This window comes from Bifidobacterium intestinale (genome assembly GCF_023656765.1).
Classification (GTDB): domain Bacteria; phylum Actinomycetota; class Actinomycetes; order Actinomycetales; family Bifidobacteriaceae; genus Bifidobacterium; species Bifidobacterium hominis.
In genome coordinates this window covers 261,702-277,005 of the sequence record NZ_JAMOKR010000005.1, presented here as the reverse complement: position 1 = coordinate 277,005, position 15,304 = coordinate 261,702, and the positions used below count along the sequence as shown (strand labels likewise).

Sequence of the window (15,304 nt, the reverse complement as noted above, 5' to 3'; positions counted from 1 at the left end):
GAACACCAGACGGCGCCAGATACGACTCGAGGGACACACCCCGGAGGAGTTCCGGAGCATGTCCCTCGCGGTCTAGGGCTGTATCCTAATTAACAACGTCCAACAAACGGGGCGCAGTTCATCACAAGTGCCGGGATTTTTATATTGTCACGTCAATACCATCATTCGATGTCATGACAGGATTTCATATTCCAAATTTATTTTCAGAATACCCGTTTTGCAGTATTTTGATTATTGCGAATCGCGCTCCGAGGTGCCACCTTCCGTATCTTCGGCTTCCGCAGCATCCGAGGCTTCGCTCGAATCAGACGAATCATCCTTCTTCGACTTGAACTTTTCGGCAAGCGCCTCCCTGCTCTTACGCTCGTCTTCATCCTTGGCTTCCCGCTCGGCCTTCTTCGGATCCCAGCGCAGGCAATCCGCATGATACGACCATTCCAAGCCCGCCTGCGGAATCATCATGTTTGCGGTTATGAGGAAGGTCCGCTCGCAGAAGGAATTGACCTCGACCGGAACGATTCCATCCATGTGGCGTATGGAATCGCGCATCTCAACCAGTTGCAGCAGGGCCGCATCGCCCATGCAGGTCGGCGGAATGGCCATCTGCTCGCACAGCTCGTTGGCGTACAGCAATACCGGCAGCACACGTATGACCTGCTCGCCCAAATCGTCAATGCCGTCGCACATGAGATTCATCAGTCCGTCGCACACCGCAACAGATGCAAGGTAGCGGCCGGTGAGCTGCAACGGATCGACTGTGGTGGCGTAGCAGAAGCTGACGTTCTTCGACACTTCGCCGTCGAATTCGAATCCGGAGCTACCGCGAATGAGGTGAGTGACGCTTTTCATCACACTGCGGATGCTCTTTTCGACGTGGGCGTCGATGGAGATGCCCAGAATGTCGGCCGCTTTAAAGAACAGGTCGGCATTGTTGGTTTCGGAATAATCGCGCATCACATCATACGCCTGATTGGCTTTCTTCAGGGCCTGCACCACTGCTGGATCGCAGCCCGGAATCTCATCCATTCCCTCATATACGGCTTCCGCCACGGATATGTCGACTTCATCCGGCAAGCGCAGCAACGCCCTTGCCATCATGCAGGAAAACCCTACCTGCAGATCTTCCATATACTTGGCGTCGTTCTCCATCTCCTGCGCGGTTTGCAGCGGCCACAACTCCACCACTTTGACGCAATATTCGATAGCCAACTGCGTATGAGGCATATTGTAGAGCGGGTAAAGCGCTTCGTTGTTGATCTTAAAAGGCATTCGTGCTCCTTTGCAGCCTCGACGTCCATATCTTCGCTAAGCCCATCAGGAGACCCAGCCCTTCAATAATGACATGGAATCCCCTTCCTTTCAACAACCGACGCACGTTACCTGCCGCATATCAGCCATCACAACCATCCGCCGCGCGTTTCACGCGTTTCACGCATTATTCCACGCCGGCAGCGGGGTCGACATACGTGATCGACAAAACTTTTCGCGTATCGCAATCGTAGGTAATGGAGGTAATGGAGGCGAGCGCCGTGTGGCGTAGCAGCATATTATGTTCCGGGTGCCCGGTTTCCAGCATGTGCCTGTAGCTCCAGATGGGCGATTCGTGGCTGACTACAATGATTTGCTCACCCGGATGCTCCCCCACTTTTTCAAGGGCGAACGCTTGCACACGATGCGCGATCGACTGGTAGCTTTCGCCCCAGCTTGGCTTCCACAGGTTACGCACCAGTCTCCAATTGCCGTTTTTCCAGAGCGCGCCTTCGCCGTAGCCGATGCGCGTGCCGCGGAATTCGTTGCGTGCTTCGATGATGCGCTCGTCGGTGGTGAGTTCCAGCGGCTCCTCGCCACGGGCTTCGCGCACTTCGTTGAGTGCGGTGAGGATTTCGCCGGCCGTTTCGCGCGTGCGTTCCAGCGGCGACGAGTAGATGGCGGAAACAGTGTTGAGTTGCGGACTGACGGCAATGTAGTGCGCGGTCGCCTGCGCCATGCGCACACCCACTTCCGACAGGTGGAATCCGGGCAGTCGTTCGTAGAGCAAATGCCCCGGATTTTCGACTTTGCCGTGACGTACGAAATGGATGGTTGTTGCGGGCATCCCTACCGCCTTTCCGTAAGATGCTGCCGGACTGCTGACGTTGACTGCTGGAACGAAAATCCTGCAATCGCAAGCTCTGGAAGCGTTGCGCAACCATTTTGCGACAACCTTCTTTCGCCCGCCGAACATCTTTTCGTCCACCAAGTGAACGTGTGGTGAGTACTTACAAAATAACCAATCGAATTATGTCTGCCAACCTCAATGTACCGCGTGTTGCGACAGCACCTCCGCATAAAGTTGTCTAGGTCAAGAAGACGACACACAACCAATCTCCACTCCCCTATGCAACACGCTGAAACGTCAATCGATTGACGTTCAAGCGAGGTTGAAGTGAGAAACTGGGGCTGGAGAACAACAACAGAAAAACAGTCAAAGAAGAACAAGGACATATCAAGCGGTCCACGGCAACGCAAAGCGGCGGACGCAAGCACCAACCGTGAGCAGAAAGGAGCGGCAAAACGTGACCAATTCAGTCCTCGCCGGCGCCAAAAGCATCGGCCAACGTCTTTTCGGAGGGTATGCGGAGCTTCTTCGCATACCGCACACCGCCCGATTTTCGGTCGGCTCGGTGATCGCATGCATGCCGTTCCCGATGGTCGGCATGACGATTACGATTTCCGTACAGCACTATTACGGCAATTATTCGCTGGCAGGCGCGCTGACGGCCGTGCAGGCGATCGCACTGGCCGTTGCAAGCCCAGTGCTCGGCAAGCTGGTCGATAAGTTCGGCCAGCGTCAGGTGTCGATTCCGACGATCATTGTGTGGATGATCGCGGCGACCGCGCTGGTTTCCTGCATCACCGCTCGAGTGCCCTCATGGATTCTGTTCTGCATCGTGCCCTTCATGGCGGCGATTCCGCCGTGGGGCGCGATGAGCCGTCAGCGCTGGACGACGCTGCTTAAAGGCGATACGGAGAAAACGAACCGTGCGCTTTCTCTTTCCGGCGTGTTTGACGAATGCATGTGGGTGATCGGCAATCCGCTCGCCTCCACGCTGGCCGTAATCTCCGGCCTGCTGGCTTTCTCGTTTACCGGCATGTGCGTGGCGGTCGGCGCGCTCATGTTCCTCACCGAACTTTCCACCGAGCCGAAATCGCAGACGCAGCTGGCTCGCGAAGCGGGCATGACCCGCAAGGAATACCGCGAGCGCGAAGCCGCCCGTTCCAAGGCGTTGCAGGCTGAAGCGGCAATCGAATATGCTCGCGACCGCGCACGTTCCGAAGGCAAGACGGCTGCGGAGGTGCAGGCCGCCATGGATCAGGCTGCTGCGGATGTGCAGGCCGGGCGCAAGGAGTCGATTTGGGGGCCGGGTCTGATTGCCGTGTGCGTGACATGGTTTGGCTTGGGTGCGTTCCAGTCGGCTGCCAGCATTTCGATCGTCGCGTTCGCCACGGAGGCGAATATGAAGCAGTACACGGGTTTCGTGTTCGCCTGCTTCTCGTTCAGCTCATTGATTGGTGCGCTCGTATATGGTGCGAAGGACTGGACGATTCCATTGTGGAAGCGTTTCTACTTCTGTCTTGCGGTGGTGAATCTAGGCATCGGCTCGTTCATGTTTGCCAAGCACCTGTGGGTGATCATGATCATCTACCTGCTGATCGGCGTATGTCAGGCACCGACTTGGGTGAACGGCAATCAGCTGATGTTGCATTTGGTGCCGCCCACACGGTTTACCGAGGGCATGGCGTGGATGGGTGCGATGAACTCGATCGGTGGTTCCGTGGGGTCGGCGATTGCCGGCCAGTTCATTGACCGTATGGGATCGCATGGTGGTTTCATTGTGGTGACGGCTTTGGCGCTTACCTCGTTGGTGATTGCCTTGTTCGGCTTCAAGCAGATCAAGGACTCCACCGAGCAGCCCATGCTCACCACCGTAAGCGTGTGATCTTTCGCGCTTAAAGCATGCAAGGCACATGAAAAGGCGGTGCCTTACACCTATACAAAGGTATAAGACACCGCCTTTTCATATTCAGGGCTGCCCGGCCGTCTGCACAATGCGAAAATCAGGGTAAATTTCCGGGTTGTACAGACAGATTTTCTGAATTCAGGACTACTTGGGCCAGCCGTTGGGAGTGTGTTCCAGCGACCATATGCCAAGCTTGTGCGAGAAGCTGTTCTGCCACTTGGCTTCCAGCTCCTCCGGAGTCAGACGGTTGTCAGCCTTGCGCAAACGGTTCATAGCGTTGGTATGCGTATCGTCGAGCAACCATTTGCGCGTCAGGAAGTTCCACACCATCACCACGGCGGTTGCAATGAGCTTGCCGACATTGGTGCGGATCAGATATTCCGTGCTCTGCGACACGTATGCATCATGGTTCATGCCATACGTGGAAATCCAAATAATGGCGTCGTTCATAAACAGGCCAATCAGCGCGCCAATCACGAAAATAAGGATTTCCATCCAGCGGGCCATGTCGTCACGGTGCTTGAATACCAGTTTCATGCTGGCGACATAGTTGAAAATCAGGGAAATAACGAACGAGATGGTTGCGGCGAGCACGTTGTGCATACGGAATACGCCGACGAGAAGATTCAGAATGCCCCAGTCGATAATGAAGGCGATCACGCCAACGAGGCCAAATTTCATAAGCTGTTCAATCAGTTTTCTCACAACGAATATTTAACACGCGCACGCAGACCACCTTGGCAGCCGTTCAGGCAAAGCCCAAAATTTCTCACACAACCACCCCGACTGCGCCGTTCGACGCCTAGACTGGAGGTGAACCGCAAAGGCTGATTTCAACAATTCAAGGAGAGCATCATGCCAGTCATTCATACCCATGTTTCCGTGTCCACCACCGCCGAACAGCGCGAGGCGCTGAAGTCCGCATACGGCAAGGCGATCACCGCCGTTCCCGGCAAGTCCGAAGGCTGGCTGATGTGCCCATTTGAAGACAATATGCCGATTTATTTCGGCGGCGACGATTCCGAGCCAGCCGCATACGTCGAAGTGAACGTGTTCGGTCGTTCCGTGCCCGGTTCCGCCTGGGAGAAGCTGACCGAGCAGATCATGGCCGCGTTAGAGAAGGAACTGGGCATTCCGTCCGACCGCACGTACATCCGTTACACCGCCACCACCGACTGGGGCTGGAACGGTGGCAACTTCTGACGAAGTTACCACCGTTCCTGCGAGGTTCGCCCATATTGCGAACCTCTCACCTCACCTACGGGAAACACACCGTGTTTCCCGCCTCACGGTTCGGGGCGACAACTTCTGACGAAGTTACCACCGTTCCTGCGAGGTCATGGCGTTGCGACGTTCGCTAGAAACCGCCAAAAATATGATGCAAAAAGGGCGGCCACCTACGCATATACGTAAGTGGCCGCCCTAAAACGTTGCGATCAGAACGATACGACTCGTTTATCACACGATCTTCGGCATCGGCGTGGTCAGGGACGTGGTGAGGTTCACGTGCACCAGGCCGGCACCGGAATGCACTTCGACCTTCTTTAGCGTCACCGTACGCTCGGCTTCCGGAGCGCGGTCATTGTCGGTCATGGTGGCCGGGGACTTCACAGCGACCAAAGCAAGCGAACCGAAATCGATGCCCGCGCTGGCGCATAGGTTCTGAGCGGCGGCCAGCGATTCGGCGAAACCGTCCTTCAAAATCACGCGGTCAGATGGAACGCCATACGCGTTCTCGGCGACCCAACGCACGTTCTCCACCAGAGCCATGCCCTTGTGGCTGTGCGGTTCGGCCGGCATGGAACCGTTCGTCACGGCATCGACGAACGCATCGAGCTGCGGGGCGAGCGCGTCGCCACCGTCGCGGTACAGGTTGCCGATGATCGGGTCGCGGAATTCCAGTTCCTTGGCAGTGTCCTTGAGCGCCGGAATCTGATCATCCTCGCCATCCCACAGGTTGATAAGCGGGAAGGTAGGAATATCAAGACCTTCGAGGCGCTGGACGTGGAACGGGTAGCGCCATGCCAGATCCGGATCGTCGCGCCATGTGGAAGCGCGGGTCACGACGATGGCTGCGGACGGCCACTGCGCGCCGTATTCGCGGCAGGCTATGTCAAGCCACTTCTGCGCGCCTGCGTCGGTACCATAACCGGCTTCGACGATGACCACGTCATGCAATGCGCAGGCCATTTCCACGGAAACCAGCGTCGGAATGCCGATGGACACGTTGGCGAACGGGCCGCCGTGCACGTACACCGGAGAGCCGTTCACGGTCTCTGTCTTGGCTGGCTTCACGGCGTCACCGAGGATGCCGGTGATACGCCACAGATCAACGAATTCACCGAAGGTCACGGCCTTTCCATCCTTCGTGCCGGCGACCATCTTGGCAACGCGCTCGGAAATCTCATCCATGGAACGCGACAGCACAACGATCTGCATAAGCTCGCAGGTCGGAGTGAGCACCACGCGCTCAGCCACGTCGCCCTTGCCACGGTCCACTGCGATCTGGCGCAGGGAACGGGACGGCACCTCAGAAACGCGCGGCACGAGGATGGTGTCCAGCTTGCCATCGTCCACAGCCTTCTCAGCAAAAGAAACCAGCAGGTTCTGAGCCGCTTCGATAGCACCCATTTCGCCGCACAGACCCCAGTCGATCAGCTCAGGGTGGGTCAGGGAGGCCTTGCCGCCACCCGAAGCACCACCCTTGGAACCGGCTGCCGTGATGCCCATGCTCGGCTGACGCAGCACAGCGGCCGCATCGATGCCACGCTCACGCAGCGCATCGATCAACGCGATCGTAGTGGTGGTCTTGCCCTCGCCGCGAGACGCCTTCAGCGGAGTATCGGCGGTGACGAGCACGACCTTGCCGTGCTTGCGCTGAGCGTCGGGATTATTCTTCAAATAATCGAGATAACCGAACGCGTCAATCTTCTGCACCAGGCCGTACTGGCTGGTGAAGTCCTCAATGCTGGTCACTGGGGGTTTCCTTTCTTCGATTTGGAATGCACGTCATTTTAACGATGTTGTATTGCGGAAAATAATCGGCTCCCGCAACGTGGTCACAGGAGCCGAATGGTGAGATTCTAGAAGTCCGACATGTGGAAGCCGTTCTTCATGTTCATGCTGGCAGTATACAACACGGAATCAAGAAGCTTGTCGGTTTCCTCCTTGAGTTGCGCGGCCATGGTCTCGTTGGCTGCGGCAAGGATTTCGCGGGCTTCGTCGTTGCGCACGGCTTCGATGATTTCATCCGGTTCCATCGGCTGCACATCGCCGATTTCGTCTTCCGCATCGAATTCGTCGGTAACGTCACCCACCAAGCGTTCAATCTGCTCGTCGGTAGTGGCAACCATGCGGTGGCCCATCGCACCGGTCTTCTCCTGATAGCGTTCCACAGCGTTGGCGGTGTCGGCGAAGCTGGAATCGCACAGGGCCGCAATAATGCGGTTCTCCCAATAGAAGTTTTCGGACGTGACGCGCGTGGTGGTGTCTTCCAAATACTTCGGCGTGGAGTTGACGTTCGGGAAGAACGGCACGAGTGTGTTGAACGGGTTGGAACCGTAGGCGATCCACTGGATCGCGCGGCTCACCTGCGGGCGGTACGGGCGGATCTGCATTACCGCAAGCTGGCTCTGACGGTTGATGCCGATCGGGCGGAACATATGGCGGGTGCGCTGGTCGCCAAGCTTTCCATACGGATCGTACGGGGTGCCCTGATAGTGGGAGCTCAGCACATACTTCACATCTTCGATGGTAATTTTGCGTTCTGGTTGGCGAGCCCACGGAATATCGTCGGAAACCGGCCTGTGGTCGGCATCCTGACCATCCCACTGCTCGTCGTACGGGTTGAGGAAACGCTGCATGTACCAAGCACGAGGAGTGTTGTACACGTGATCGGAATCGGAGTGGGAGCCAAACGCGTCACGCGGGTTGAACGGCGTGGTGCTCTCCACCGACAGGTCAAGATGGTTGCGTTCGATGAACTCGGCCAGATCGGCGGAGCACATGTGGCCCTCCTGCTCGCCAAACGCATCTTCAAGATCAAATTCGTCAATGCCCAGCTGGTTCGGCATGGTCACATACGCTTCGTCCGGCACACGCTTGGCGATCCAATGATGGCCGCCAACGGTTTCCAGCCACCAAATCTCGTCAACGTCGGAGAAGGCAACGCCGTTCATCTCATAGGTGCCAAATTCCTCAAGCAGCGCGCCCAAACGTTCCACACCCTCGCGGGCGGTGGTGACGTACGGAAGCACAAGGGTGAGGAAATCCTCTTCGCCAATACCACCGGCGACTTCCGGCTCAAAGCCTTCTTCGCCTTCCTTGCCCTTGGCAGGCTTGAGTTCCACGAACGGATCGGCGCCAAGCACACGCTCGTTGGTGGTGAGCGTTTCGGTGGCACTCATGGCAACGTTCGCCTCGTTCACACCAGCTTCGCCCCAAATGCCTTCCTTCAGATCGGCATTCGGCACAGCCGTATACTGCAGCGGATTGTCAGGAAGGTCGATTTCAACATGCGAAAGCACGCTCTTGTACTTGCGCGGCTGATCTTCAGGCTTGACTACGATGAAGCGCTTCGGGCAAAATTCACCATTTGCACTATCTTCATTACGGGCGATGATGGTCGATCCGTCATAACTTGCGTCTTTGCCAACCAAAATCGTGGTACACGCCATAATTATTCAGCAATCCTTTCAATTATTGTCAATACGTTTTCGTCGGGTATATTTCTGATCTTACTTCAGATTGTCTTTCAAAAATCAGGCTTTTCCAGTGAGGAAAATAGCGCCCTGATCAACGATTGTGCCGGAAGTACGCAGCGCACGTTCCATTTCGTTGAGCCAGAATCCCTGATTGAGGCCGGCGAGCGGAGCCGTGGTGCCCCACACATGCAGGTAGTAGTCGTGATCCTGATCCGGCGGATATGGACCGTTGTAACGCATCGTCACTGCGGGATCGTTGCTGCGGCCTTGCAGCAACGGCGAGGCGGCGGACGTGCGTCCCTGAATCGTTTCAGGAATCATCGCGGAAACCGTGCGCGAGAAATCAGCCGGAATCGCGAGCGCGTGAGAATCGTTGAAATCGTACATCAGCGCGTCCACGGGCAGGTTCGCCAGAGACCAATGATTCCACTGGAAACCGCATACCGGAATCGAATCCGGATCAACGAATTCCCAATGCAGGAACTGCACTGCGGGATCAAGCGCATCAATGTAGAAGGGGAAGGAAACAATCGGTGTACCGTCGATGCAGTTCTCAGGCGGCGCCGCCTTGGCAAACGCGTCGGGAATGACGGTGAAATCTGCGGAAATCTTCATGCACCCAGTATCCCTCAAGCGTCTGACTCATACAAGGTTTCAATTGACGGCATAACGAAACGACCCCTGCGAGCGAGTCATGGAGGCACGCGGGCAGGGGTCGTTCCGGGAAACAGGGCCTATCAGACCTCACATCACTTGAAAAACAGGACGTTACAGGCAATAGGCACAGCTAGTACGGCTCAGTTGGCCGGGTGGTAGAAGTCGCCGTTAAGGGCGGCTTCGGCACGGGCCTGAGCCTCTTCGAAAGTGACTTCGGCAAGGGAGGCACGCACGTCGTCGAGTGCCACCGGAGTCATGGACAGAGAGTTCACGCCAAGACCGGCCAGCACTACGGCCAAGTCCGGATCGGCAGCGGCCTCGCCGCACACGCCCACCGGCATGCCCTTGGCGTTGCCCGCGTCGCAAATCATCTTGATGGCACGCAGCACCGCCGGATGCCAGGCGGTCTGATAGTTGGCAACGGAACCGAGCGTACGGTCGGCGGCCAGAGTGTACTGGGTCAGATCATTGGTGCCGATCGACACGAAGTCAGCCACGTCAGCCACCTTGTCAGCCATAAGCGCAATCGACGGCACTTCGGCCATCGCACCCACGAACTTCAGACCGAAGCTCTTGCCAAGCTTCACGAAATAGTCAGCCTCATGCTGGTCGGCAACCATCGGAGCCATAACCCACAGGTTCGCATCGGTGGCGGCATCGGCTGCGGCGAGCGCCTTGAGCTGGCCTTCGAGCACGTCCATGTGGGCGCGCAGGGTGCGCAGACCGCGCAGGCCGAGGGCCGGATTCGGCTCGTCTTCCGGAGTGAGGAACGGCAGCGGCTTGTCGGCGCCGGCGTCGAGCATACGAATCACGACCTTCTTGCCTGGGAACTGGCTCAGCAACTCGGTGTAAGCGCGGGTCTGCTCTTCGACGGTCGGCGGCTCGGAGTTGCCGATGAACAGGAATTCGGTACGGAACAGGCCAACGCCTTCAGCGCCATATTCCAGCGCCTTGGCCGCATCGGCCGGCTTGCCCACGTTGGCGAGCAGCGGAATCAGATGACCATCCTTGGTGGAGCCCGGATTGCCGCGCAGTTCCTTGGCTGCGGCCGCGCGGGACTTGGCGGCTTCGGCAACGGCGATCTCCTCTTCGGTCGGGTCAACGACAAGTTCACCCTTGGCCGCGTTCACGACCACGGTAGTGCCGTCGGTCAGGTTTTCGGCTTCGGCTGCGGAAACAACCGCCACAATGCCACGAGCGCGAGCCAGAATGGCGGTGTGCGAGGTCGGGCCGCCCTGCGAGGTGACAATGGCGAGGGTCTTGCTCATGTCGAGCGCCGCGGTATCAGCGGGGGAAAGATCTTCGGCGACGAGCACGAACGGGGTTTCGCTCTGCGGCAAGCCCGGAGCGGGAGCGCCCATAAGGTCGGCGATCACGCGCTGTCCGACATCATGCAGATCGGCGGCACGCTCAGCCTGATAGCCACCGATGGCACGGAACATGTCTTCCACTGCGGCGAAGCCTTCGAGCACCGCACGTTCGGCGGTCTTACCCTGCTGAATCAGACCCTTGATGGATTCAGCCAGCGACGGATCGGAAGCGAACATGGAGATGGCCTGCAGAATCGGAGCGGCCTGCTTGGCACCTTCGTCACCATTGGCGGCCTCTTCGGCACGACGGTTCAGGTCGGCGTTCACCAGTGCGAGGGACTTGTCAACGCGGGCGATTTCGCTTTCGGCAGCAATGCCTTCCGCACGCGGAGCGTCCGACGGTTCCGGCAGTGGCTGCGCCATACGGATGACCGGGCCGACTGCAACACCGCGACCAATGCCAACACCTTTGATAATCATGTGAACTCCTTTGACCTGTTTCCTTGTTTTGTTGTTTGCCCGCGAAAGGAACGCGAACCGAACGTTTGTTGTTGTGATTTCCGCGCTTGCTTTGCGCGTCGAGTTACTGCATGATTCCCACCGTCTTTGCCGGTAAATCATTTTCAGCCTGCACACAGTATACACACTTTAAGCCGCAACACACAAACGGTAAACGTTTTCTGCGTTTCGTGAAAAAAGGTGCTATAGTAATTATTAGCGGCGCACCGAGGCATTTCGCTCGGCAAGCAGCACGACTTTCAAATAACACAACCAAAAATCAACACACGACTCAAAGGAGTGTCCATCATGGCAACCCGCACCACCGTCATCAACGATCCCGTCGGCATCCACGCCCGTCCGGCCGCACAGTTCACCCAGGCCGTCACCGCCTCCGGCTGCACCGTCACCATCGCCAAGGAAGGCGGCAACCCGGTTTCGGCTAACTCCATCCTGTCCGTCATGGGCCTGGGCATCAAGCAGGGCGAGTCCGTGGTCATCGACGTGCAGGGCGCCGATGACGAAACCGTGGCAGACAACCTGCTGAACATCCTCGTCAACGCCGAGTGATCTTCCTTTTGCTGAAGATTTCAGAATTTCGCACGATATTCAACAATCTTCAGTTATTGCATCGCAATTATGAAGTCGCAATGCAACATGCATGATTGCGATACTTGCTTCCAGCCACCTGCCGCTTTCGACGGGTGGCTGTTTTATTCTTGAATACGCGATTGAGATACGGCAGTAATTCGAATAATCCGAGTTTTTCGAGCATTTCGAATATTTGTGGTGAGGAGAGCATGGCACGTACAACCGACAACGCTTCGGCTTCGGCAACTTCGGCGAACAGTTCGATCACGAACGTCGCAGCGCTAGCCAACGTCTCCATCGCCACCGTCTCCCGCGTCCTCTCCGGCAAACGCACCAAAGACGACGACATCGCACGCCGCGTGCGAGCGGCCGCGGCACACCTCAACTATTCGGTCAATTATGCGGCGAGCGCGTTGCGCAGCACCGTCACCAACACCATCGGCCTGGTGATTCCGACCGCCACCGACCCGTTCTGTGCGCAGCTGCTTGACGCAATCGAACCCGTCATCGACGTGGATTCGCGGCAACTGCTGCTGGGCATCGGCGGCGATCAGGCCACGCAGGTTCAACGTATCGAATCGTTGGTGGACCGCCATGTCGATGGTCTGATCGTGCTGCCTGCCTGGGCGGCCTATCTTTCCGCGGAGCTTGAACATTACGCCTCCACACTGCCGATCGTGCAGGTGGGCGGCCGCCAATGCTCGTTCCGCACATCCATGGTGAGCGTCGACGAAAACACAGCCATGGAAATCGTGATCAGGCATTTGGCCGAACGTGGCATCGCATCCGTGGCATACATGGCCGGCAAGGAAATCTCCTTCGAATCGGCGGAACTGTTCGCCATGTTCCACACGCAGATGCGAGCGCACCATCTTGCCACCGAAACCGAATGGAACAAGTTCGGAGACCGTAGCGTGCAGCGCGGATTCGACTGCGCCATGCGACTGTTTTCCGAGCCGCTCGTGCAGCCGGAGGCAGTGGTGTGTGCCGACGATTCGATCGCATTCGGTGTGATGGTGGCGTTGCATTCGCTCGGGCTTCGCGTGCCTCAAGATGTGCTGGTGGTTGGCTACAACGATTCGCCGATTGCACGCACCACCATGCCGGCGCTGACCAGCGTGCGCCCGCCGTTCAAACAAATCGTCTCCGAAGCGCTACGCCTACTCAACGACGCCCCCGGCAGCCCCGCGCATATCTCACTTGCGCCGCAACTGATCGTGCGCGAATCCACCAACTACCAGCGCTGAATCGCATTTTTGCAATTTTGCCGGCAGTTATCGCACGATAGCAAGTTTCTGATCGCACGGTTCGAAATAATCGCGAAAAAACGAAATTACGCGGCAGCAAGCCAAAATCATGCAGCCAAACAACCATTTCCCCCACTCACTGGAGGAATCAGGACCCTAAAAGCCCCACCAGCGGGAAGATTGTTCCAGTGAGTGGAAGAATCAGGACGCTAGAAGCCCCACCAGCGGGAGAATTGTTCCAGTGAGTGGAGGAAAACGGACCTTCAGAGGCCAATCAGCGGGAAGATTCATCCAGTGAGTGGAAGAAATAGGACGCCAAGGAACCAATCAGCGGGGCAATTCCTCCACTCACTGGAGGAATACGGACGCCAAAAGCCCTGTCAGCGGCAAGATTCCTCCAGTAACTGGAAGAATTAGGACGCTAAGACGCCCACTAGCGGGGCAATACCTCCAGCGACTGGAAGAATCTGCCCTCGGAAAACAGTATGTGCCAACGCCGCTAGCCCTAGCTGGCGATGAGGGAGCAGAAGAGAGCTTCAAAGACCAGTACGGGATTGCCATTGCCGGCCAGACGGCGACGCGCAACGGCAATATCCTCCAGCCGCCGCACCGCTCCCCCACGCGTAAGCCGCACCGACAGTTCGGTGATCGACGAACGATTCTCCAAATTAATCAGCCCCACCGAATCCTCGGCATTGTTCTGCAACACAGCCACATCACGGTAAATACTGGCAATCGAGTTCAACGCACGGTCAAGCACATCACGCGTAAGTCGCGTAGTCTGGCGCTTCAGCTCGTCTTTTTTGGCAATCGCATTGTACGCGCCACGCAGCTTCGGAGGAATACGATCCTTTGCCCCAAGCCCATTGACTCTGCGAAAATCAGCTTCCGCCTCTGCCGCTTTGACCTTCACCTCCGCTTCGGCCTGCGCCTTCGCATTGTCGATAAGATTGCCGGCAAGCAACACCGCATCCGACGCGCGACGCAATCCAAGCACGCCCACAATCAGCTCGTCGCGGTCAGACATCACCTGCTCATTCTTCGCATACAAGCGCGCGATGCCGATATGCCCTTCCGCAAGACGTGCGGCACGCACCGCGATTTTCGGCTCGAATCCGCCATTTTGCTCCAGAAATGCAGCCACCGCCTGCGTGGAGGGCACGGCAAGATTGACGATGCGAGTGCGCGAGCGAATCGTCGGCAACACGTCCTGCGCACTCGGCGCACACAAGAGCCAAATCGTATGCTCACTCGGCTCCTCAATCTCCTTGAGCAACACGTTGGTGGTGCGTTCCAGCATGCGATCGACATCTTCGATAATGATGATGCGCCACGGCGCAGTGCTTGGCATCTGCTCGGAAGTGGTGATGATGTTTCGCACCTCGTCGATGCCGATGGTCACTTTGTTGGTGGCCAGCACGGTCACGTCGGGGTGAGTGCCGGCAAGCACCTGCTGCGCGGCTTTGGTCGGCTCGTCGCCAAGACCATGATCGGGGCTCTCCAACGCCGCAGCAAACGCGCGCGCCACATTGGAACGACCCGATCCCGGAGGACCGCAAATTAACCAGGATTGCGCAATGGCTTTCGGATCGCCACTTGCGATGGCTTTGAGTTGTTCGACAACCTGCTGCTGGCCGACAATCGAATCCCACACGCTCACTGGGCGGCCTCCAATTGGTCGATTCCCGCAAAATCGGATTGGATATGAGCCCATACTTCTTCAATGGATTGGCTGGCATCAATCACGCGGAAACGTTGCGATTCCGCCTTTGCCAAGTCAAGAAACGCCTGTCGTGTACGACGTTGGAAATCGTTTCCTGCAGATTCCATGCGATCTTCATCATGCTGCAGTCGTGCATGCGATTGCACAGGGTCAAGATCCAGCAGATATGTGCGATTCGGCAACAAACCGTTGGTTGCCCACATACTTAAGTTACGGATTTCATCTGCCGTCAATTCGCGGCCGCCAGCTTGGTATGCAAGAGAAGAATCAAGGTACCGATCGGTAAGCACCACGGCACCGCGTTCCAGTGCAGGGCGAATCACCTCGGCAACATGCTGGGCACGATCAGCGGCGAACAGCAACGCCTCAGCACGCGGAGCAATATCCACGTCGGAACCTTCCACGCCGCCAAGCAGCAGCTTACGAATCGCCACGCCAAGCACGGTACCGCCTGGCTCGCGCGTGACCACGCATTCGCGCCCCTGCGCCTCAACATACGCACGCAACCGTTCGACCTGCGTGGTTTTGCCGACACCGTCGATGCCTTCAAAGGAGATGAATATGCCTTGCATAT

The 15,304-nt window shown here is 57.3% G+C and carries 13 protein-coding genes; 4 read left to right on the top strand and 9 right to left on the bottom strand.

Features of this window, described 5'->3' with window-relative positions; genetic code table 11:
- Positions 1-231: 231 nt before the first annotated feature.
- Positions 232-1,269, bottom strand: a complete 1,038-nt coding sequence (locus NBH13_RS08085) for a hypothetical protein (protein WP_144090185.1) — start codon at positions 1,267-1,269, stop codon at positions 232-234.
- Positions 1,270-1,435: 166 nt separating this feature from the next.
- On the bottom strand, positions 1,436-2,095 hold the full coding sequence (locus NBH13_RS08080) for a histidine phosphatase family protein (RefSeq protein ID WP_250779522.1): 660 nt from the start codon (positions 2,093-2,095) through the stop codon (positions 1,436-1,438).
- 460 nt (positions 2,096-2,555) lie between these two features.
- Between NBH13_RS08080 and NBH13_RS08075 the strand changes: the two genes are divergently transcribed.
- Positions 2,556-3,980, top strand: a complete 1,425-nt coding sequence (locus tag NBH13_RS08075) for an MFS transporter (RefSeq protein ID WP_144164535.1) — start codon at positions 2,556-2,558, stop codon at positions 3,978-3,980.
- Between the two features lie 165 nt (positions 3,981-4,145).
- On the opposite strand, the gene NBH13_RS08070 is transcribed toward NBH13_RS08075, so the two are convergent.
- Positions 4,146-4,682: a GtrA family protein gene (locus NBH13_RS08070; RefSeq protein ID WP_033500693.1), complete on the bottom strand. Its 537-nt coding sequence runs from the start codon at positions 4,680-4,682 to the stop codon at positions 4,146-4,148.
- 174 nt (positions 4,683-4,856) lie between these two features.
- Between NBH13_RS08070 and NBH13_RS08065 the strand changes: the two genes are divergently transcribed.
- Entirely contained in the window at positions 4,857-5,204 is a 348-nt protein-coding gene (locus NBH13_RS08065; protein ID WP_250779521.1) for a phenylpyruvate tautomerase MIF-related protein, read from the top strand.
- Positions 5,205-5,459: 255 nt separating this feature from the next.
- On the opposite strand, the gene NBH13_RS08060 is transcribed toward NBH13_RS08065, so the two are convergent.
- The 4 genes from NBH13_RS08060 to ptsP all read right to left on the bottom strand — a co-directional run bounded on the left by NBH13_RS08060 (position 5,460) and on the right by ptsP (position 11,151).
- Entirely contained in the window at positions 5,460-6,977 is a 1,518-nt protein-coding gene (locus NBH13_RS08060) for a formate--tetrahydrofolate ligase (RefSeq protein WP_250779520.1), read from the bottom strand.
- A gap of 107 nt (positions 6,978-7,084) precedes the next feature.
- Positions 7,085-8,677, bottom strand: a complete 1,593-nt coding sequence (locus tag NBH13_RS08055) for a C69 family dipeptidase (RefSeq protein ID WP_250779519.1) — start codon at positions 8,675-8,677, stop codon at positions 7,085-7,087.
- 84 nt (positions 8,678-8,761) lie between these two features.
- Complete coding sequence (locus NBH13_RS08050) at positions 8,762-9,319, bottom strand: YbhB/YbcL family Raf kinase inhibitor-like protein (RefSeq protein ID WP_003836313.1); 558 nt, start codon at positions 9,317-9,319, stop codon at positions 8,762-8,764.
- 182 nt (positions 9,320-9,501) lie between these two features.
- On the bottom strand, positions 9,502-11,151 hold the full coding sequence (ptsP, locus tag NBH13_RS08045; RefSeq protein ID WP_250779518.1) for a phosphoenolpyruvate--protein phosphotransferase: 1,650 nt from the start codon (positions 11,149-11,151) through the stop codon (positions 9,502-9,504).
- 327 nt (positions 11,152-11,478) lie between these two features.
- Between ptsP and NBH13_RS08040 the strand changes: the two genes are divergently transcribed.
- Both NBH13_RS08040 and NBH13_RS08035 read left to right on the top strand, forming a co-directional pair.
- A complete protein-coding gene (locus NBH13_RS08040; RefSeq protein ID WP_144171192.1) occupies positions 11,479-11,739 on the top strand; it encodes an HPr family phosphocarrier protein in 261 nt (86 codons plus the stop codon).
- A 230-nt stretch (positions 11,740-11,969) separates the two neighbouring features.
- Complete coding sequence (locus NBH13_RS08035) at positions 11,970-13,007, top strand: LacI family DNA-binding transcriptional regulator (protein WP_250779517.1); 1,038 nt, start codon at positions 11,970-11,972, stop codon at positions 13,005-13,007.
- 505 nt (positions 13,008-13,512) lie between these two features.
- Here the strand turns inward: NBH13_RS08035 and NBH13_RS08030 are convergent.
- The gene (locus NBH13_RS08030) at positions 13,513-14,667 is read right to left on the bottom strand and encodes a DNA polymerase III subunit delta' (protein ID WP_065446837.1); all 1,155 of its coding nucleotides are present in this window, start codon (positions 14,665-14,667) and stop codon (positions 13,513-13,515) included.
- Positions 14,664-15,302 carry a dTMP kinase gene (gene tmk / locus NBH13_RS08025; protein WP_144164537.1) on the bottom strand — a complete coding sequence of 213 codons (639 nt, stop codon included), beginning with the start codon at positions 15,300-15,302 and terminating at the stop codon, positions 14,664-14,666. Before tmk ends, NBH13_RS08030 begins: the two co-directional genes overlap by 4 nt.
- Positions 15,303-15,304: the final 2 nt, after the last annotated feature.